This window comes from Nocardia sp. NPDC058658, assembly GCF_042716665.1.
Classification (GTDB): Bacteria; Actinomycetota; Actinomycetes; order Mycobacteriales; family Mycobacteriaceae; genus Nocardia.
Genome location: NZ_JBHXRR010000029.1, coordinates 1 through 19,165 on the forward strand (window position 1 = coordinate 1; position 19,165 = coordinate 19,165).

Below are 19,165 nucleotides of genomic sequence, written 5' to 3' on the forward strand. Positions count from 1 at the left end.
TGAGAGATTCCTCGAAGGATCACACGGTGACCGCTCTGTCGTCGATGCGTCGAGCTCGATCACCGTGCGCTACACCACTATGCGGGACTCAACTCACGCCCGAGCTGGGTCAACGTCCCTATGGATGCCGATCCCGGCTGGTGACCAACGGTTGAACCCCGCCTCGGATTCGATTCCGGGGCGGGGTTTTTGCTGTCACAGGTCGGGAACCCGGGTGACGTCCGCGCCCGCGGCCGCCGCGAGATGGGCGAAGGTGACCGCATCGCGGACCGCCGCACCGCCGTGGTCATTGTTGAAATAGACGTAGCTGTCGTCATCGGGCGACCAGGTGTCCAGCAGTCGGCGCACCCAGCTGTTCAGTGCGTGGTTGCCATAGGACCCAGGGGAGTGGCACGGCCCGCGTGCAGGCGCAGATACGCCCAGTCGGTGGTCCGCCACAGCGGAGTGACCGGCCGAGAATCGCGATCTACCCAGGTCAGGGCGGCGTTGCGGGCGGTCAGGACGGCGCGGATCTCATCGGTCCACCACGAATCGTGGCGCGGTTCCACTGTCACCCGCACCTTTGCGGGGAAACAGCGCAGACAGTTGTCGAGGAGGTCGGCGTCCGCGCGCAGGGTCGGCGGCAGTTGGAGCAGGATCGGGCCGAGCCGATCACCAAGTCCCGCAGCGTGATCGAGTAATCGTTGCACCGGTTCTTCGGGTTCGCGCAATCGCTTGATGTGGGTGAGATAGCGGCTCGCCTTCACCGCCATGACGAAGCCGGCGGGCGTGCGTTCGCGCCACGCGGCGAAATTCTCCCGGCTCGGCAGTCGATAGAACGCATTGTTCGATTCGACCGTCGCGAATGCCTGCGCGTAATGCTCGAGCCACAGCCGCGTCGGCACGCCAGGCGGGTACAGCACACCGCGCCAATCGCGGTACTGCCAGCCGGACGTGCCGACGTGCATGGTCATTTCGGCGCTACTGGCGCACGGGTCAGATTTCCGAGTGCAGCAATGGTGCGAGTTCGCTGCTGTAGAAATCGAAGAATGCGTCCATATCCGGGCCCGCGTTCATCAACACCACGTGATCGAAACCCGCGTCGACGGCCTTGCGCACTGCTTCGACGTACCGTTTCGGATCATTGCCGCAGATGAAGGATTCGAGCATGTCGTCGGTTCGCACCGTGGTCGTCGCGGCAGCGAAATTCGCCGGATTGGGTAGTTCGCTCATCACCTTCCAGCCGCCGGTCGACCAGCGATTGGTCGACAGCGCGGCTTCGGCGCCTTCGCGATCGTTGTCGGCGAAGGCGACTCCCACTTCGACATAACGCGGACCTGAGCCGCCTTCTCGCTGAAATGTCTGCACGAGTTCAGGATCCGGCTCGGTGGCGAACAGTCCGTCGCCGAGTTCTGCCGCGATCTTCGCCGCGCTGGGGCCGCCCGCCGCCACCGCGATCACCGGCAGTGTCTCCGGCAGGTCGAATACCCGCGCGTCCGATAGTTCCAGGAACTCGCCGTAGTAGCTGCGATAGCCGCCGCGCCACAGCAACCGGATGATCTCCAGCGCCTCGCGCAACATCCGCTGCCGGATCAGCACCGGCGGGAATTCGTGCCCGACGATGTGCTCGTTGAGCCGCTCGCCCGAACCGATACCCAGGGTGAATCGCCCGTCCGAAACCAGGGCGGTGGTGGCGGCGGCCTGGGCGATGATCGCGGGGTGGTAGCGGATGATCGGGCAGGTCACGCCGGTGGCGAGGCCGATTCCCTCGGTTTCGGCCGCGATCGTGCCGAGGACCGTCCAGGCGAAGGGGGAGTGGCCCTGGTTGTCGAGCCACGGGTGGAAGTGATCGCTCATCTCGACGAAATCGAAGCCGACCTCCTCGGCGCGAACCGCCTGTCGAACAAGTTCCTTCGGGCCGAATGCCTCGGCCGCCAGTTTGAATCCGAGCTGCATGGCGAACCTTTCGCAGTGGGGTCAGCTGCGGCCGAGAGCGTTGGCCAGTTCCTGCTTGTTCATCTTGGAGCGGCCGTCGATATTGCGGCGACGGGCTTCGTCATAGAGCTCATCGCGGGTCTTGCCGCTGCCCTGGGCGCGCTGACCGCCGCGCTTGGATCCGGAACCGGAGGATGTGCTCGACTTGGTTTCGCCGTGCTCGGCGTTGGTTTCGCCGTGCTCGGCGCGGGTCTTGTTGACGGTCGCGGCGGCGATTTCCTCGGCGCGCTTCTCGCTGCGGCCGCGGTCGAGTTCGGATTTCTTGATGTCTTTGTACTGGCGTTCGCGCTTGGCGCTCCACGCTTGCTGAGGCATGGGACTACTCCTTATCTCTCGGGATTACGGCCGCAATTGCCGCCTACCCCAAGATTGGCAAGGAAAACGAACTTCGCCTGACATAGCGGTTGGTGACGTCCCAGGAGGGCGCCACCAACCATGGGCGTAGAACCATTACGGGCCGACGAAAAGGTCCGTGAAGAAGTCCCAGACTAGGTTCAGGAAATCGACAAACATGGCTCACACCTCCTTCCCTCGTATGCCAGCTAGTTACTGGTCCGCGCCGACTGATCAAGCGGCGGGGTTCCAGCTTCTTTGCTGGTGGTGGGGTAGATACCCGGCATATCGTGAGTACCCGATTCGTTGTTAGCAATAACCTGGCAATCCAATTCCTGGCACACTTGTTCGGGTGGCCTCACCCGGCAGAATGGCGAGCAGCGTCTGGCGATGGATTCGCAGCGCCCCCGGCACTTATCTATGGCTGACAGCCCTAGCTGTCACTACAGCAATCATCGACCAACTCCCACCCGACGAAGCTCAACAATGGCTTGACCACCGCTCCACCAACCTGCACCACCTAGGCAACGACCCCGTCCGCGTCCTCATCAGCAGCGCCTTCTGGACCGACGGCAGCGCCTGGCCCGCCTACGCGGTCCTCTTCACCCTCTTCCACGCCAACGCCGAACGCTGGCTCGGCACCCTCCGCTGGCTGGTGGTCGTCGTCCTCGCCCACGTCGGCGCCACCTACCTCAGCCAGGGCGTGCTGCTGTGGGCCATCCACACCGACGACGCCCCCGAACGCGCGATCTTCACCCTCGATGTGGGCGTCAGTTACGGCCTGGCGGGTGTCGCCGCGGTGCTCGCCTACCACCTGGTGACGCCGTGGCGGTGGTGGTACATCCTCGGCGTGCTCGCCGTGGTCATCCCGCCGATCTTCCTGAATCGCACCTTCACCGACATCGGCCACGCGAGCGCCGCCGCGATCGGTTTCGCCTGCTACCCGCTGACCCGCGGTCGCGGGCAGCCGTGGAATCCCCGCGTACTGCTGCCTCGCAGGTCACCTGCCCGGCGCTGATTGCCGGTAGATAGCCGGTGTGGTGCACTTCGCACCCGCATCAGCCCACTACAGGCCTGCCCGACGCTCGGCGCTGACTAGGCTGAGCACGTGATCTTGCTGGCTATAGGTGTGGTTCTGCTCGGTGTGTTCGCGCTGTGCTTCCGTCAGGAGCGGCGCCGATTCAGCAACGGCGTGCTGTTGCTGCTCGGGATCCTGTTCGTCGGTTCCGGGCTGATCGGCACGGGCGCCGAAGGGGAGGGCGCCGAACTGTTGTTCTTCTTCGCGCTCGCGCTGTCGCCGCTGCTGGTGTTGGTGCTGGCCGGGCTGCTGATGGTCAACGGCGTGGTGATGCTGCGCCGCGAGGGTTTGCGGGTGGCGAACCTGCTTTCGCTCGGGCTCGGCGTCGCACTGCTGATTCCGTATGCGCTGCTGGTCTGGGCGGTGGTCTCGGAGTGGTTCGTGCTCGGGGCGTTGCTGCTGGCAGTGGTGCTGGTTGCTGCGTACCTCGGCTTCGTGCTGGTCGCGTTCCTGCTCTATTCGGTGGTCTACGGCTGGGTGACGCGCACCGACAACGCCCTCGCGATCGTGGTGCACGGCTCCGGCCTGCTCGGTGACCGGGTGCCGCCGCTGCTGGCGAGCAGGCTGGATCGCGCGATGGGCATCTGGCGCGTCGACCGCGCCCACGGCCCGTCGCCGCTGCTGGTCACCAGCGGTGGCAAGGGTTCGGACGAGAAGGTCGCCGAGAGTGTGGCCATGGCCGCCTACCTGGTCGAACACGGCGTGCCCGCTGACGAGATCCTGCAGGAGGACCGCTCGACGACCACCCGCGAGAACCTCATGTTCAGCAGGCAGTTGCTCGCCAGGCAGGGCATCGACAGTCGCATCCTGCTGGTCACCAGCAATTTCCACGTGCTGCGCACCGCCCTGCTCGCCCGCTCGGCCGGCATCGACGCCCAGGCGGTCGGCGCACGCACCGCGCGCTATTACCTGCCCAGCGCCCTGCTGCGCGAGTACGTCGGAATCCTGGCCGAACACAAGGTGCTCAATGCCGTGATGTGCGGGCTGTTGGCGGCGGGCCCGGTCGCGCTGGCGATCTACGGTGCGGCGCACTGACGCGGTCGCGATTAGCTGTTACTGCACGTACTGGTTAGTTGTATCCTCGGAACCACCGGGCAGGATGCAACGTCGCTCCGCAGGTGCCCTGCTGGGGCTGCCACGTCGCCGCAGAGATACCTGTGGTGTCCCGGCTGGACAAGGAGCCCGACAGATCATGACGAACGACAGCCCGCAGCCCGCCAACCAGCGCACCGTCCGCAGCGGTGATTTCGACATCGCCGTGTTCGAATACGGCGACCCGACGGCCGACACCATCGTGCTCGTGCACGGCTGGCCCGACACCCACCACCTGTGGGATCGGGTGATTCCGCTGCTCACCGACCGCTTCCACGTGGTCGCCTACGACACCCGCGGGCACGGTGAATCCACCCGCACCCAGCGCACCGACGACTTCCGCCTCGACGAACTCGCGCGCGATTTCTACGCCGTGATCGACGTGGTGAGCCCAGAGCGCCCGGTCCACGTGCTCGCCCACGACTGGGGTTCGATTCAACTGTGGGAAGCGGTATGTGAGCCGCAGGCCGCGCAGCGCGTCGCCTCGTTCACCTCGGTGTCGGGACCCAACCTCGATCATGTGGGCAAATGGGTGCGCGCGCGGCTTTCGCGGCCCACCCTGCGCAATGTGTGGCAGCCGATCACCCAGCTCATGTCCTCGGCCTACACCGGCTTCTTCATGCTCCCCGGCCTGCCACGTGCCACCTTCAACGCCATCGGCACCGAAAAGGTCTGGCAGCGTGCGGTGTCGGTCATGAACGACACCTCCGCCGCCAACGTGAAACTGGGGCCGACGTTCCGCCGTGACATGGTCGACGGGCTGCTCATCTACCGCGCGAACATTGTGCAGCGCATGCTGTCTCCGCGCGAACGGCACACCGAGGTCCCCGTGCAGTTGATCGTGGCCGGGCGCGATGTCGCCATCCGGCCCGCCGGCTATGACGACTACGCCCAACGGACCGATCGGCTGTGGCGACGCGACGTGCCCGCCGGACACTGGATGCCGTTCTCACATCCCGAACTTCTCGCCACCGCCACCACGGAGCTGATCGACGCGCTCGACGGAGCCGGCGTCGCGCGCGGCCTGTCCAGGGCCGAAGTGGGCACTGCGCGTAGGGAATTCGAACACAAACTGGTGGTTGTCACCGGTGCGGGTAGTGGTATCGGCCGCGAGACCGCGCTGGCCTTCGCGCGACTCGGTGCCGAAGTGGTGGTCTCCGATGTCAACGAGCTCGCAGCCAAGGCCACTGCGGAGCTCATCGTCGCTGAAGGCGCTGTGGCGCACGCCTATTCGCTCGATGTGTCGGACGAGAACGCGGTGCGCGAGCATGCCGACGAGGTGATCGCCGCGCATGGGGTGCCCGATGTGCTGATCAACAACGCCGGTGTCGGCCAAGCCGGCGGTTTCCTCGACACGCCGTCCGAGGAGTTCGACCGCGTGCTGCGGATCAACCTCGGCGGAGTCGTCAACGGCTGCAGGGCATTCGGCGCGGCGATGGCCGATCGCGGGCTCGGCGGGCACATCGTGAACCTGTCCAGCATGGCCGCCTACAGCCCGCAGCGCGACATGGCCGCCTATGCCACCAGCAAGTCGGCGGTGTTCATGTTCTCCGACTGCCTGCGTGCCGAACTGGCCGATCGCGGCATCTCGGTCTCGACCGTGTGTCCGGGCATCGTGCACACCAATATCGTTGCCACCACCCGCTTCTCGGGTATTTCGGCCGAGGAAGAGGCCCGCACGCAACAGCGGTTCGACAAGCTGTACGAGCGCCGCGGCTACACCCCCGACCGGGTGGCCGCGCAGATCGTGAAGGCCGTGCGGACCGGGCGCGACATCGTGCCGGTGACGCCCGAATCATGGGTCCAGTACCGCCTGAACCGCATCGCCCCCGGTGCGGTGCGCTTCGCCGCACGGCGGATGAAGCTGGTCTGAGCCGGTTACGCCCGGCGCAGTTGCTCCTGCACGGCGGCAACGTGCCGGGCGTCCACACCCCACGGGTTCTCGACGCCGACCTTCCGGTCCAGATCCCACAGCACGCACTCTTCGTCCGGTCGCGCCACCAGCGACCAGGCCACCACGGTGCGGCCCAATTGCTCGACCATCGTGCCGTGATTTTGGGTGCTGTCCCCGACGCCCTCGGGGAAATGGTGCAGGAAACGTCCGTAAGCCTGCTCGCAGAAGTTCGCGTAGAGCTGGGTGCAGAGGATGAAACCGTGCCAGGCCTCGTCGACCGCGTGCGAGGGCATCCCGATCACCTGATCGTCACGCATGGCGGCGCCGCAGCACCGCAACCATTGGCGCAGACCGGTTTCCACGAGATCGCGCGGTTGCCACGGTGAGGTCTTGAAGATCGCCTCGGGGAAGCGCAGGGCAGCGACGGCGCGGTCGACGGTGGGGAGGTCGACTTGCCGTCTGCCGGTTCGCGGGAAAGAGAACGCCACAATTCACTGTAAGGCCATCGGCGGTGGGGGTGCTGCGAACGGGTTCGGGGGTTAGCCTGCGGACATGGTGATGACGCTGGTGATCGTGCTCGGGTTCATGGTGGTGGGGATCGGTGTGGCGGTGACGGCCGTCGTGCTGCTGATTCGTCACGCGAGTCAGCAGCAGCAGCGGCGGCCGCTGGATCGTCGGTGGGTGGCAGGGTCGGCGGGGATGACCGGGTATGTCGACGGGACCTCGGGTCAGCCGTGGGATCCGGGTAGTCCTTCCGGTGGTTGTGGTGGGGGCAATGGCTGTGGTGGCGGGAGCAGTAGTAGCTGTAGCGGTGGAAGTAGTAGCTGTAGCGGCGGCAGCAGCAGTAGTTGTGGTGGCGGGAGCAGTAGCAGTTGTGGTGGTGGCTCGTGACTGCGTAGGTGTAACGGGCCTGTGCGGACAGGCCTCCTGTGATCCAGGCCTCAGCGTCCTTGACCTGAACTCCACTTCAGGTTCCATGCTTGACTCGTTCGGTCACCACCACGAAGGAGTCGCAATGCGTGCAGTGCAGGTCAAGGAATTCGGCGGGCCCGAAGTCCTGGAGGTGGTGGAACTGTCCGCACCACAACCGGATTCGGCCGAAGTGGTCGTCGACGTCGAAGTCGCCGACGTGATGTTCCTCGACACCCGGCTGCGCAGCGGATGGGGTCAGGACTTCTTCCCGCTGAGCCCGCCCTACATCCCCGGCGGTGCGATCGGTGGTGTGGTCAGCGCGATCGGCGCCGAGGTCGACCCCGCCTGGCTCGGTAAGCGCGTTGTCACCCAGACGGCCGCCAGCGGCATCGGTGGCGGCCTCCCCATCGGCGGCTACGCCGAGAAATCCCTCGCCAAGGCCGCCACGCTCACCGCGATCCCCAGCGGGCTGACCACGCAGCAAGCCGTGGGGCTCGCCCACGACGGCCGCACCGCCCTTGCTGTCTTCGACAGGGCTGCGGTGCAACCGGGTTCGTGGGTGCTGATCACCGCTGCCGCAGGTGGACTCGGCACGCTGCTCACCCAGCTGTCGGTCGCAGCAGGCGCGCACGTTGTCGCGGCAGCGCGTGGTCTGGAAAAGCTCGCGCTCGCAACACGATTGGGCGCTGATGAGGTTGTCGACTACTCGGATGGCGGGTGGGAAGTGCGAGTCAGCGGGATCACCGGCGGGGGAGCGGCGGTTGCCTTCGACGGTGCAGGCGGCGAGATCGGTGGAGCGGCATTGACTGCTGCCGCCGACAAGGGCCTATTTCTCGGATATGGCTCTGCCGCAGGTGATTTCGCTCACGGCGACACCAATGCCGCGGTGGCGCGCGGCGTCACGGTACTCGGCCTGTTCGATATCGTCGGCAAGGATGTCGACTGGGTCGGCATCACCGCCCGCGCCCAATCGGCGGTAGCGGAGGGCGCGCTGGAAGTGGTTATCGGGCAAACCTTCCCGATCGACCAGGTGCGGCAGGCGCACGCCGCCATCGAGAACCGCACCGCCCTCGGCCGTACCTTATTGACGGTCGGCGCGTCATTGTAAAGTATCAAGCGCCGCAACGGAATACACGTTAAGTTATGTTCCGTGCAGGGAATCATAATCATCGCGGTAATCGTCGCGGTTTTGTTGTTGGTAGCCGTAGTGATCAAGTTGGCCAGCAACCCAGGGGGCAACATCGAACGTCAGGAGCGTGACGTACGAGTACGGGATGGCCAGCGAGCTTCACGCTCGTAAACCCATACCCCGGGTGCAACACACAACGGCGATCGGTCGCCGCGCTTTCCCCTCGAAGCCGCGACCCCGATCGCCGTTCCTGTACCCCGACACGACCACCGCGCCAAGTGGTCAACCCCGCACTCCGCCGGGTACCATGCGACTCGCCCGCGGAGACCCCCGCGGCGAGGGGCGGTAGCTCAGTCGGTTAGAGCCGCGGACTCATAATCCGCTGGTCGTGGGTTCGAGCCCCACCCGCCCCACCCCGCTTCGCCGGACTGCGGATCATCGGGTTGGATTACACCGTGAACCAGCCGCTGTCCCGCCTGCCCGACATCGCGACCCTCCGTCAGCGCTGTCAGGCGATGGCGATGCTCGATGCCGTTCTGAGTCCTGAGTGGGAAGATCGCTACTACTCCTTCAATGCGGCCTGGGGTGACGCCGAGGAGCTCGCGTCGATGCGAAATGGTTCCGGCGACAACTGGTTCATCGTCTTCTCGGCCGCCGGTGTCTACGGCCAGTGTTTCGACCACGAAGCCCCCAATGCCCCAGAGGTTCTCGATGCAGTGCCCGCTGTCTTCGGGCCCTACGTCACCGAACCTGCCTTCGCCGACCACACTGGCTCCCAGGCCGTCACCGCCTGCTTTTGGCGGGAAAACGACGCCGCCTGGGGCGCCGCAGCCGCCGACCGCGGTGGCGACGACCTGCTCGAGCTATTGCTCGATGGCACTCCTGAGGCGTACAAGATCTGGGCAGAGGACTACTACGAGGTCGACGTGAATCTCGCTGCTGCCCAGCATGTTTACGCGATGCAGCCGCTCACGACCGAAATCGTCGCGGACCTGAACCCGGACGTGGAAATCTCCGACCTCGAGGACGACATCGCCGAAATCAACTACCCGCGTTGACAGTTGATCGCAGAGCAACGGGGGTCTGTGCGGAGACTGAAGTGCCCTATTCGGCACTGCGGCTGGTGAAGTCGAAGGAGCCGCCGTCGATGCCCCAGGAGATGATGCGGTCGGGGTGGATTCGGATGATCGCGGGTTCCTGGTGGGGGAACGGTGGTTGCTCGTCAAGGAGGGCCTCGGCGGTGCCGCGGATCTCGATGCCGCGAATTTCGTAGGGCTCCACGGAAACCTGTTGGTCGATGACGAATGACACCCTGCTGCCCGCTTCGACGTTGCGGTATTTGCGGGTGGTGAGCATTCGCATGCCGCCGATGTCGATCGTGCCGTCGGCGTTGACTCGGTAGCTGGTCGGGTTGTTCTGGATGACGCCGTCGGGCGAGACGGTGGCGAGTCGGCCGATTCCGGCCTCGGCGAGGAACTGCTGTTCGTTGGTCGTGAAGGTCATGTCAGGTACTCCTTGGGTGCTGAAGATCAGAACAGGATCAGGGTGGTGCACAGGCCGGCGATGGCGATGAACTGCAGGGTGATGCGGTACTTCAGGATGCTGTCCCACTTGTCCTGCAGCGCACGGGCATTGGGTGGAATGATGCCGGTCCGGGCGGCGGCGGTCTGCTGGGTGTTGATCGGCTTGGCGATGCGGACGTAGACGGCGAGCCAGGTGAACAGGGCTGCCACCGCGATCCCGGCGGCGATGGCGGCGCCGGTCTGGCCGGCCACCAGCGCGAGCGCCAGCGTGAGGACCGCGGTCACCACCCCGCCCGCCCCGAAAATCGGCATCCGCTTGTCGCCGTAGTAGTGACCCCATCCCGCACTCACGGTCACGGTCGCGTCATCGAGTTTGCGGTACACGGACCGCATGATCGCGGCCGCGCAGATATCGGTGCCGTAGATGACGGCATTGGCGAGAACGGCGACGACGGCGACGAGCTGACCGGTGAGAATGAGCATTGTATTTCGGCTCCCCTTCATCAATCTAGCACTGCTAGAACTGGGAGCAACGGTAACAGCTGCTAGCTAGACTGTCTAGCGTTGCTAGATTTCAGTGGCGGAGCACCTCTCGCGGAATCCGTCTGCCTCACACCGTCCGGCGTGCCCCCGAGGTGAGCAGTTCGCTCCATCGGTTCATCAGTAGTTCGGTGTACTGGTCCGCGGCGATGTCGTAGGCGCCGAGGGCGTAGCCGTCGTTGGCCTCGACGAGTGCTGTTTCGCCGTTGGTCAAGACACCGAAATCGATGCCGTAGGCGTTGGGTGCGGTGTCGCAACGGCCGTAGGCGGTGATCGCGGATTCGACTGTTTCCATGTTCAGTGGCACGGAGTTGTCACCGTCGTAGGGGTCGACGGCGACGATCCGCTGGTCGATGACGTAGACGCGGTACTCGGAAATCCACGCGACGACCTCCGAGCACCAGACGCGCTGGCGTCGGCTGGCATGGCCCCATGCGGCGAAATCGCGCTCCGAGTAGCAAACGGTTCCGGTGAAGCTCTTTCGCCGCTCTGCGGGCTTGACGAAAACTGGTGTGGCACGGGCACTGTCCATCGCCCGCTCGATCTCGCCCAGGGTCGATGCCCAAACCTTCCGTCGCAGGAAGCCGCGAAGCGCCTCGGGATAGTCGTCGGGTTGCGGTATCGGAATATGTAGCTGGCGCATCGCGCCGTGCATCGCATCCATGTCCCCGGCGATGAAAACGTCTGGCCCCAAAGGCAACTGCCTGCGCTGGATACGTTTCAGGCTGTAGTGGCGGATCGGAATGTCGAGTCTTGCGAGGCCCTCGGTGAGCAGTTGCTCTTCGTGCCGCATCGGGCCTGATCCGGCGTACTGCAAGTAGGCCACGGTGAAACTCATGCTTCGATCATGCACGCAGTGGAATCACCTGCGCGGCATGAGGATCACGATCGGGATCGTGCGGCTTCCTGCATTGTGTTGGAAGAAGTCGTAGCTCGGGAAAGCCTCGACGAAGTTCGGCCACAGGCGGTTTCGTTCGGCTTCGGTCGCAACCCGAGCTCGAACTGGGTGGACGTCCGCGCCGATCCGGATTGTGGTGTCCGGGTTGGCTTTCAGGTTGTGGAACCAGGCGGGGTGGGTAGGTTGGCCGGCCTTGGATCCGGCAATCGCGAAGCTGTCGCCGTCGGTGTGGTACATGACGGGTGAGGTTCGGTGGATCCCGGTCCTGGCGCCGACATGGTCGACAAGCAGGATCCGGGCATCAGGGAAGGCGGGGAAGTGGCCGCCGATTCGGCCGTTGGTCCGGCGGTAGAGGGCCACGTGGAGTTTCGTCGATCGGTGGCCAAGGTAGATCCCGCGTCGGCTCGTGAATCGCGACCCCGATTCCATCATTCGAGCCATCAATGACCGTTTGGTTCGTGTGGGATCGGCTTCGTTCGAATTGCTCATCGCCCCTCCTGAGTTTGACCTACTACGTTCGATAGTAGACCTGTTGCTGCTGACGGACAGGCGAATCGTCAGGCGAGGAGTTCGCGGGCAAGGGTTGTGGTCCACCAGGATTCGACTCGGTCGGGGGACCAGCCTCGTTCGGTGGTCAGGGTGGTGTAGACGTCGATGGTGCAGAGGGCCGCGTAGATGTCGACCGAGGTGGCGAGGTCTTCGCGGAGAGTGGCGGCCGGCCAGGAGGTGAAGACCTCGATGCGGGTCCGGTCGGCTCGTAGGCGGGCGTCGGCGTAGGTGGTGGCGAGGTCGGGCTCGGTGCGGCCTGCTTCGCGGATCAGCGCGATGACGTCGGCGGCGCGTTCGTAGAGGCGGCGGTCGTAGGCGGCCATGGCGGCCAGTTGGGCGCGTGGGTCGCCCGCGGCGGCCTCTAGGGCGTCGAGCATTCGGGGGGCGTCGGCGGAGAGGTCGGCGGCGTCGACTATCGCCTGGATGAGGCCGGTTTTGTTGCCGTAGGCGGAGTAGACGGTGGGGACGGAGACGCCCGCTTCGCGGGCCACGTCACGGACCGTGGTGGCGGCCCAGCCTTGTGCCACGAACAGGCGGCGGGCGGCCTGGGCGACCTCGGCGCTGGTCGCTTGGGCTTGGAGGCTGCGGCGCAGCGAGTCGTAGCGGCGGCGGGGCGGATCGGTGGCCAAGGGTTCCTCTTTCGGTTTACGGTACCTATATTAAAAACATGAGTGATAAATCTAATATGCCGAGCGGTGCGGCGTTTCGGCGGGTCGCGGGGATCGCGGGCGTCGGGTTCGCGCTGGTCATCCTGGGGGCCAACCTGATCTTGGCACCCGCCGGACTGCCGAAGCCGGGTACTGACCCACATACCGCCGTCACGTTCTTTGTCGACCACCGTGACCTCGTGGCACTGGCGACGGCACCCGTGCCGCTGGGATGGTTCTGTGCGGTGCTGTTCGGCGCCGGTGTGCTGGCGGCATTGCGACCGATCGAGCGGACGTCGGGCACGGGGTGGTCGCTGGTCGGCTTCGCCGGATTGCTGTTGCAGAACGCGACTTTCGCCGTGATCATCGGAATCCGTTATGCCCTGAGTACTTCGAACGGTGAAGGTGCGGCACTGTGGGCAATGCAAGACGCACTGCTCGCGCTGAACGGCACATTCCTCGCGACGGCGCTGGTGGGTCTGACCATTGCGGGCCGACTCGGGGGATTGGTGCGGCCTTGGCATGCGGCCATCGGATTCCTCGCTGCCGCACTGCAATTCACCGCTGCGACTATTACGCCGATGATCATCGACCATGACGGACCACTCGGTCTGATCGGTTTGTCCGGCTGGCTGCTGTGGGCGGTCTGGTTCGTCGCCTACGGCGTCGCGCTCTTCCGCACCAGCGAAGACCGATGACTTATGTCATGGGTGACCCATGCGCATCCCATCGAGGATCGGTGACTGCGCTTACTACTGGTGGCGCGCCGTTGAGAGCACCGTGGAGAGCATGAGAAATGCAGACGTCATCACCGCTCGGGGGCTCCGGCGGACATATGGGCGCGGCGACGGCGCCTTCGAAGCTGTCAAGGGAGTGGATTTCGCGGTTCTCGAGGGCGAGGTTTTCGCGCTGCTCGGGACCAATGGTGCGGGTAAGACATCGACGCTCGACATGCTCGAGGGACTCGTCGCGCCGACTGCGGGGCAGGTGGAGGTGTTCGGGCTGGATCCGCGCAAGCATCGGGATCAGGTTCGGGCGCGGGTGGGGATCATGTTGCAGTCCGGTGGGTTGCCTGCCGAATTGACCGTTGCCGAGACGCTGGAAATGTGGCGTGGGACCTGTACGAATCCGACCACCGCCGAGGCGGTTCTCGAGCAGGTCGGGCTGACCGATCGCGCCGGTGTGCGGGTCGGTGCGCTGTCGGGTGGCGAGCAGCGTCGGGTCGATATGGCGTGTGCGCTGCTCGGGCAGCCGCGGTTGTTGTTCCTCGATGAGCCGACGACCGGGCTTGATCCGGAAAGTCGGCGTGGGACATGGCAATTGCTCGCCGATCTCAAGGCGTCGGGGGTGACGATGGTGCTCACCACGCACTACCTCGACGAGGCGGAGGCGCTCGCCGATCGGATCGCGATCATGAACAAGGGCGTGATCGCGCGCAGCGGCACCCTGCGCGACCTCGTCGACGACCATCCGGCGCGCATCGCGTTCGATCATCCTGGCCTGCCCGTGCCGCAGTTTCGGGACGCCCGCGTCGATGCGAAGGCGCGAGTCACCGTCAGCACCAACGACTTACAGGGACATCTGTTCGAGCTGCTCGGCTGGGCACGCGATGCCGGAGTGCAGTTGACCGGGCTCGAGGCGCGCGCCGCGTCCTTGGAGTCGGTGTTCCTCGATATCGCGGGCCACCCGGCAACCACACCCGAACTGATCGGAGCGACACGATGACCATCACCATGCCCGCCAACGGATTTCGCCGCCGACCGGTCACCGCGCTGGCCAAGGCGGAGTGGCTGCAGTTCCGGCGCAACAAGACCCTCGTCTACATGGCGACGGTGTTCCCGATCGGAATCCCGTTGGCCACCTTCCTGATTGCCCGCAAGGACACCGAACCGACGACGGCGATGGCCGCGGTGGCGCTCGAGATGCTGGCGCTGATGGCACTGCTGTTCGTGCAGTACTACTCGGTGCTGTCGATGGTGACAACGCGCCGCAGCGAGGGCGTGCTGAAACGGTTGCGCACGGGGGAGGCGGCCGACTGGCAGATCCAGCTCGCGCCCGCCATCCCTGGGGCCGTCATGACTGCCGCGACCGCTGTGGGCGTCGCCGCAGTGGTGTACGGCACGGGCACGCCGATGCCGGTCAACCCCCTCGCCATCCTCGTCGCGCTGGTCGGTGGGACCGTCCTGTTCACCCTGCTCGCCCTGGCGACCAGCGCGTACACCAAGAACGCCGAGGCCGCGCAGATCACCTCGCTGCCGGTGATGATGATCGCGATGCTCGGCCTGGCGTCGATCCGCTCGGTGCTGCCCGACCGGCTGGCCCAGATCGCCGACTGGACACCGTTCGCCGCCGTCTCCGACCTGATCTCGCTCGGCGCGGCGGGCAGGCTATCGACGGATTCCGACGCCGCGCTCAGCTTTGCCGACACCGTCACCGCATCCGGTCGACCGTTTGCGACACTGGCGCTATGGACAGTCCTGGCGCTCGTGCTGACCCGCAAGAGCTTCCGCTGGGACGATCGCGGGTGAAGCGCGCGACCGCCTGGTGGCACGAGCTGCCGGGGTCGGCCAAGTACCGGCTCTACTCACGGCTCACGTTCCAGGCGGCCATCGCCGGTTTGGTCGTCGCGTTGGCGCTCGCGGCGGAGTCGGTACCCGCGGTGCTCGTGATCGTCGTCGGCGGGATCGCGGCGATGGTCGCGGTGGAGGCCCAACCCGATTTCGCGACCGTCCCCGGTGTGGTGGCGCGGCCGCGGATGCTGCCGGTGGCTGTTGCGATCCTGGCCGCGATATGGGTGGTCAGCGGTGCTGTTGCGCATCTCGCCGACAGCGAATCGACTGTCAACGGCGCGGGCGTTGCCGGCATGTCCGCGGCCTTGCTGACGATCTTCTCCGTCATCCCGTTCGTCCGGCACAAGTGGTGGGTTCTGATCGCCCTCAGCATCGCGACCCCGCTGGTGCTCGGCGCACCGCTGCGGGCGAGCCCGAGGGGGATCGTGTCGTTGCTACTCGCGGGGGTTTTCGCGATCGTGCTGACGCTGCTCACCGTGTGGGCGCTCGGCATCATCGACGAATTGGAACGGACCAAAGGAGTCGAAGCGCAGCTACAGGTCGCCGAGGAGCGATTGCGCTTCTCGCGCGACCTGCACGACGTCGTCGGGCGAGGCTTCAGCGCGATCGCCGTGAAAAGCGAACTGGCGATGGCATTGTCGCGCGCGGGCGATACCGATCGCGCGATGTCGGAGATGGAAGAGGTCCGAACGCTGGCGGTCGAATCGATGGGGCAGATGCGCACCCTGGTGCGTGGTTACCGCAATATCGACCTGCGCGGCGAGGTCGCCGGGGCGCGGTCGCTGCTGTCGGCGGCGGGATGCGAACTCGTCGTCGAAGGCGATGCGGCCAAGGTGCCCACCGCCTTTCACGACGTCGCGGCCTGGGTGGTGCGGGAAGGCACGACCAATATCGTCGAACACTCGGCAGCGACGACCGCCACGCTCACGCTCGGCGGGTCGGGCATGTCGCTGCGCAACGATCGACCTCACGGCGCGATCGGTGAACGATCCGGGCTGCGCGGTCTCGGCGAACGACTCGCCGCCGTCGGCGCGACCCTCGACGTCACCATCTCCAGCGACGAGTTCGCCCTCGAAATCCACTGGGAGAAACAGTGATTCCCGTATTCCTCGCCGACGACGAAACGCTGATCCGCGCCGCGATGGCGACGATGCTCGGCCTGGAACCCGACCTCGAGGTCGTCGCCCATGTCGGCTCCGGTGCCGAACTCGTGGCCGCGTGGCGTCGCAGGGCAGAAGAAGGCGAGCCCGTCGCGGTCGCCGTCATCGACCTGCAGATGCCGGGTATCGACGGCATCGATACCGCGATCGAGCTACTCCGAATCACCCCTGGCGCAGGCACTTTGATCGTCACCAGTCACGGCAGGCCCGGCTATCTCAAGCGTGCGCTGGCCGCGGGTGTGCGCGGGTTTCTGCCCAAGACGACCTCGGCGGCGACGCTGGCCGAGGTGATCCGGTCGGTGCACAACGGCGGTCGCTACGTCGACCCCGAACTCGCGGCCGAGGCGATCAGCGCTGGCGATACCGTGCTCACCGCCCGTGAGGCCGACGTGCTCGAATTCGCCGCCGACGGTGCGTCCGTGGAGGACATCGCCAAACGCGCACACCTCTCGCCGGGCACCACGCGCAACTACCTGTCCTCGGCCATGACCAAGCTCGGGGTGTCCAATCGCTACGAAGCCGCCCTCAAAGCTCGCGAGAAGGGTTGGATCTAGCCCGTTTCGCCTAGGGTGTGGGGCATTACGGTGCGAGATGAGGAGTAGCGATGGCTGCGGCGCTGGTCAAAGGGCAGAACGCGGGCTTGGTTGTGGGGGAGGTGGTGCTGTCCGTGCGGGGTGGGGTCGCGGCCGATCTCTCGGCGCTGTTGGTGACCGATGCGGGCAAGGTGCGCTCGGATGCCGACTTCGTCTTCTTCAATCAGCCGCAGGCGCCGGGTGTTCGGCTCGACGGCACCGGACTCGAGGTGTCACTCTCGGACGTTCCTGGCGAGATCGCGCAGATTCGCGCGGTGATCACTGTTGCGGCGCAAGGGGATACGTTCGGAAAGGCCGCTGCGCCGGTGGCGTCGGTCGCCGATCGTGCGGGGAATGTGTTGCACGAGTATGTGATCGACGGGCTCGCTGACGAGTCGGTGGTGATCGCGCTCGAGCTGTACCGGCGGGGCCAGGAGTGGAAGGTTCGTGCGGTCGGGCAGGGGTATGCGGGCGGGTTCGCCGATCTCGTCACCGATCACGGGGTGAGCGTCGACGACGAGCCGGAAGTCATCGCGGTGCCCGAGATCCGAACCGTTCCCGGCGAAGCGGCGCTGTCCTTCGAGAAGCGACAGAAACTCGACATGCGCAAGCGCGAGGTCGCGAAGGTGCTCATCGACAAGAGCGCGTTCGGAGCCAGGGCGCGGGTGGTGCTGGTGATCGACAAGACCGGCAGCATGCAGAAGATGTACAGCGCGGGCACCGTGCATCGGGTCGTCGAGCGGATGATCCCGGTCGCCACCCAACTCGACGACGACGGCACCCTCGAGGCCTACCTCTACGCACTCACCTACGCGAAGCTGCCCGATATCACCGTCGCGGGCGGTGAGCAATGGGCGCAGACCTTCCTGCACCTCAAGGGCACCCACCAGGGCATCGACTACGACGCCATCGGCGGCCGCAACGACGAACTACCCATCATGCGCGCGGTCATCGACACCCTCACCGCCGAACCGACCCTGGTGCTGTTCTTCACCGACGGCGGCTTCGCGAAGAAGCGCGAGATCGCCGCCCTGATGCGGGAGGCCGCCCACCTGCCCGCCTTCTGGCAGTTCATCGGCCTCGGCAAGGCCAACTTCGGCGTCCTGCGCACCCTCGACGAACTCGACGGCCGCATCGTCGACAACGCGGGCTTCTTCGCCCTCGACGACATCGACAAGGTCGACGACGCCGAGCTTTACCGGCTGCTGCTCAGCGAATTCCCGGACTGGCTGCGCGCCGCCCGCACCGCGGGGATCGTCAACTCGTAAGTTGGCGACCGGTGAAAACAGGTTGTCACTGATCAGAGGGATCGTTAGCGTGTCTACCGTTTGCTGTTCGGCAAACTGAAAGGACGAGCTCATGGAACCTATCACCGAACGCGACATCAGGTCGTCGTTCGTCAACTGTTCGAAAGGTGACGCGAAGCGGCTGAACGTGCCGCGTGACCTGGAGCAACGGCCCTGGGAGGATCTCGACTTCCTCGGCTGGACCGACCCGTCGTTCGCGGGGCGCTGCTATATCTCGGTGCCTCGGCCGGACGGGTTGGTCAGCGTCGCGTTGCGGCACGAGACCGGTGGATCCGGCAAGACACAGATGTGCACGATCTGCCTCACCACCCATTCCGGTGGCGGTGTTTCGCTGATGACCGCGAGCAAGACCGGTGAGTCGGGACGCAAAGGGAACACGGTCGGCAGCTACATGTGCACCGATCTGGCCTGCTCGCTGTACGCGCGCAACAAGAAGAAGCCCTCGATGGGCAGCCGCTATCGCGAGGATCTGACGCCGGAGGAGAAGGCGCAGCGGGTGGTGGAGAACCTGAACGCTTTTGTGGACCGGCTCTACACGTAGCTGAACCGACGCGCTGACACGACAGGAGGTAGATGCTGTGCGCCGACACTCGAGAACACAGGGCCCGAGTTCTGTTGAACACCAACAGAACTCGGGTGTTCCTTGCCGGTCGAGTGGGCCCGGACCATTCCGGGCCCGCCCGAGCGGAGTAGGAACTAGAGCATCGCGTTCATGATGGTGCCCGCGCTGGTGGCGACCACGCCGCCGATCATCGCGCCAGCGACCATCTTCGGTGATTGCATCGCACCGCCGGTCCATTTCTCCCAGGCGAATTTTCCGCCCGCGACAGTGATGGCGACGATGCCGGACAACAGGATGAACCAGGTCAGATAGCTGACCATCTGCATGATCTTGTTCGCCAGTGGGGGAGCTTCGGGGGTCGGATTGCCGATCTGCGCCAAGGTATCGGTGACGGCGGCCAGAAACATGGGGTCTCACTCGGTAGC

24 protein-coding genes and 1 tRNA gene are annotated in these 19,165 nt (G+C 65.5%); 14 read left to right on the forward strand and 11 right to left on the reverse strand.

Annotated elements, in window-relative coordinates; genetic code table 11:
• Positions 1-195 precede the first annotated feature (195 nt).
• The 4 genes from ACFWUP_RS28110 to ACFWUP_RS28125 are packed head-to-tail and all read right to left on the reverse strand — an operon-like array spanning position 196 to position 2,289.
• On the reverse strand, positions 196-348 hold the full coding sequence (locus ACFWUP_RS28110) for a hypothetical protein (RefSeq protein WP_379238988.1): 153 nt from the start codon (positions 346-348) through the stop codon (positions 196-198).
• A gap of 8 nt (positions 349-356) precedes the next feature.
• Positions 357-953: a DUF72 domain-containing protein gene (locus ACFWUP_RS28115; RefSeq protein ID WP_379238989.1), complete on the reverse strand. Its 597-nt coding sequence runs from the start codon at positions 951-953 to the stop codon at positions 357-359.
• 22 nt (positions 954-975) lie between these two features.
• A complete protein-coding gene (locus tag ACFWUP_RS28120; RefSeq protein WP_379238990.1) occupies positions 976-1,935 on the reverse strand; it encodes a TIGR03557 family F420-dependent LLM class oxidoreductase in 960 nt (319 codons plus the stop codon).
• A 21-nt stretch (positions 1,936-1,956) separates the two neighbouring features.
• Complete coding sequence (locus ACFWUP_RS28125) at positions 1,957-2,289, reverse strand: plasmid stabilization protein (protein WP_379238991.1); 333 nt, start codon at positions 2,287-2,289, stop codon at positions 1,957-1,959.
• Positions 2,290-2,677: 388 nt separating this feature from the next.
• On the opposite strand from ACFWUP_RS28125, the gene ACFWUP_RS28130 reads away from it, so the two are divergent.
• The 3 genes from ACFWUP_RS28130 to ACFWUP_RS28140 all read left to right on the forward strand — a co-directional run bounded on the left by ACFWUP_RS28130 (position 2,678) and on the right by ACFWUP_RS28140 (position 6,350).
• The gene (locus tag ACFWUP_RS28130) at positions 2,678-3,325 is read left to right on the forward strand and encodes a rhomboid-like protein (RefSeq protein ID WP_379239060.1); all 648 of its coding nucleotides are present in this window, start codon (positions 2,678-2,680) and stop codon (positions 3,323-3,325) included.
• Positions 3,326-3,415: 90 nt separating this feature from the next.
• Positions 3,416-4,420 carry a YdcF family protein gene (locus ACFWUP_RS28135; RefSeq protein ID WP_379238992.1) on the forward strand — a complete coding sequence of 335 codons (1,005 nt, stop codon included), beginning with the start codon at positions 3,416-3,418 and terminating at the stop codon, positions 4,418-4,420.
• A gap of 157 nt (positions 4,421-4,577) precedes the next feature.
• On the forward strand, positions 4,578-6,350 hold the full coding sequence (locus ACFWUP_RS28140; RefSeq protein WP_379238993.1) for an SDR family oxidoreductase: 1,773 nt from the start codon (positions 4,578-4,580) through the stop codon (positions 6,348-6,350).
• A 5-nt stretch (positions 6,351-6,355) separates the two neighbouring features.
• Here ACFWUP_RS28140 and ACFWUP_RS28145 read toward each other — a convergent pair whose 3' ends face one another.
• The gene (locus ACFWUP_RS28145; protein WP_379238994.1) at positions 6,356-6,859 is read right to left on the reverse strand and encodes a hypothetical protein; all 504 of its coding nucleotides are present in this window, start codon (positions 6,857-6,859) and stop codon (positions 6,356-6,358) included.
• A gap of 64 nt (positions 6,860-6,923) precedes the next feature.
• Between ACFWUP_RS28145 and ACFWUP_RS28150 the strand changes: the two genes are divergently transcribed.
• The 4 genes from ACFWUP_RS28150 (at position 6,924) to ACFWUP_RS28165 (ending at position 9,470) form a co-directional block, all read left to right on the forward strand.
• Positions 6,924-7,262 carry a hypothetical protein gene (locus ACFWUP_RS28150; protein WP_379238995.1) on the forward strand — a complete coding sequence of 113 codons (339 nt, stop codon included), beginning with the start codon at positions 6,924-6,926 and terminating at the stop codon, positions 7,260-7,262.
• Between the two features lie 124 nt (positions 7,263-7,386).
• Positions 7,387-8,391, forward strand: coding sequence for a zinc-binding dehydrogenase (locus ACFWUP_RS28155; protein WP_379238996.1), 1,005 nt, complete (start codon positions 7,387-7,389; stop codon positions 8,389-8,391).
• Positions 8,392-8,751: 360 nt separating this feature from the next.
• Positions 8,752-8,825, forward strand: a tRNA-Ile gene (locus tag ACFWUP_RS28160).
• 42 nt (positions 8,826-8,867) lie between these two features.
• On the forward strand, positions 8,868-9,470 hold the full coding sequence (locus ACFWUP_RS28165; protein ID WP_379238997.1) for a hypothetical protein: 603 nt from the start codon (positions 8,868-8,870) through the stop codon (positions 9,468-9,470).
• 46 nt (positions 9,471-9,516) lie between these two features.
• On the opposite strand, the gene ACFWUP_RS28170 is transcribed toward ACFWUP_RS28165, so the two are convergent.
• From ACFWUP_RS28170 to ACFWUP_RS28190, 5 genes are all read right to left on the reverse strand, one after another.
• On the reverse strand, positions 9,517-9,915 hold the full coding sequence (locus tag ACFWUP_RS28170; protein WP_379238998.1) for a PPOX class F420-dependent oxidoreductase: 399 nt from the start codon (positions 9,913-9,915) through the stop codon (positions 9,517-9,519).
• A 26-nt stretch (positions 9,916-9,941) separates the two neighbouring features.
• Positions 9,942-10,418, reverse strand: a complete 477-nt coding sequence (locus ACFWUP_RS28175) for a DUF1772 domain-containing protein (protein WP_379238999.1) — start codon at positions 10,416-10,418, stop codon at positions 9,942-9,944.
• A 127-nt stretch (positions 10,419-10,545) separates the two neighbouring features.
• Positions 10,546-11,313, reverse strand: coding sequence for an ATP-grasp domain-containing protein (locus ACFWUP_RS28180; protein WP_379239000.1), 768 nt, complete (start codon positions 11,311-11,313; stop codon positions 10,546-10,548).
• A gap of 24 nt (positions 11,314-11,337) precedes the next feature.
• Positions 11,338-11,862, reverse strand: a complete 525-nt coding sequence (locus ACFWUP_RS28185) for a nitroreductase family deazaflavin-dependent oxidoreductase (RefSeq protein ID WP_379239001.1) — start codon at positions 11,860-11,862, stop codon at positions 11,338-11,340.
• A gap of 68 nt (positions 11,863-11,930) precedes the next feature.
• Positions 11,931-12,551 (reverse strand): TetR/AcrR family transcriptional regulator, encoded by a 621-nt coding sequence (locus ACFWUP_RS28190; protein ID WP_379239002.1) that lies wholly within the window; start codon positions 12,549-12,551, stop codon positions 11,931-11,933.
• Between the two features lie 38 nt (positions 12,552-12,589).
• Between ACFWUP_RS28190 and ACFWUP_RS28195 the strand changes: the two genes are divergently transcribed.
• The 7 genes from ACFWUP_RS28195 to ACFWUP_RS28225 all read left to right on the forward strand — a co-directional run bounded on the left by ACFWUP_RS28195 (position 12,590) and on the right by ACFWUP_RS28225 (position 18,719).
• Complete coding sequence (locus ACFWUP_RS28195) at positions 12,590-13,267, forward strand: hypothetical protein (RefSeq protein ID WP_379239003.1); 678 nt, start codon at positions 12,590-12,592, stop codon at positions 13,265-13,267.
• Positions 13,268-13,358: 91 nt separating this feature from the next.
• The gene (locus ACFWUP_RS28200; RefSeq protein WP_379239004.1) at positions 13,359-14,294 is read left to right on the forward strand and encodes an ABC transporter ATP-binding protein; all 936 of its coding nucleotides are present in this window, start codon (positions 13,359-13,361) and stop codon (positions 14,292-14,294) included.
• Positions 14,291-15,097: an ABC transporter permease gene (locus ACFWUP_RS28205; protein WP_379239005.1), complete on the forward strand. Its 807-nt coding sequence runs from the start codon at positions 14,291-14,293 to the stop codon at positions 15,095-15,097. The genes ACFWUP_RS28200 and ACFWUP_RS28205 overlap by 4 nt, the downstream gene beginning before the upstream one ends.
• A complete protein-coding gene (locus tag ACFWUP_RS28210) occupies positions 15,094-16,236 on the forward strand; it encodes a sensor histidine kinase (protein WP_379239006.1) in 1,143 nt (380 codons plus the stop codon). Before ACFWUP_RS28205 ends, ACFWUP_RS28210 begins: the two co-directional genes overlap by 4 nt.
• On the forward strand, positions 16,233-16,853 hold the full coding sequence (locus ACFWUP_RS28215) for a response regulator (protein ID WP_379239007.1): 621 nt from the start codon (positions 16,233-16,235) through the stop codon (positions 16,851-16,853). The genes ACFWUP_RS28210 and ACFWUP_RS28215 overlap by 4 nt, the downstream gene beginning before the upstream one ends.
• Positions 16,854-16,903: 50 nt before the next feature.
• Positions 16,904-18,139, forward strand: coding sequence for a VWA domain-containing protein (locus ACFWUP_RS28220; protein ID WP_379239008.1), 1,236 nt, complete (start codon positions 16,904-16,906; stop codon positions 18,137-18,139).
• A 91-nt stretch (positions 18,140-18,230) separates the two neighbouring features.
• Complete coding sequence (locus tag ACFWUP_RS28225; protein ID WP_379239009.1) at positions 18,231-18,719, forward strand: FBP domain-containing protein; 489 nt, start codon at positions 18,231-18,233, stop codon at positions 18,717-18,719.
• A 155-nt stretch (positions 18,720-18,874) separates the two neighbouring features.
• On the opposite strand, the gene ACFWUP_RS28230 is transcribed toward ACFWUP_RS28225, so the two are convergent.
• On the reverse strand, positions 18,875-19,147 hold the full coding sequence (locus ACFWUP_RS28230) for a hypothetical protein (RefSeq protein WP_194828569.1): 273 nt from the start codon (positions 19,145-19,147) through the stop codon (positions 18,875-18,877).
• Positions 19,148-19,165: the final 18 nt, after the last annotated feature.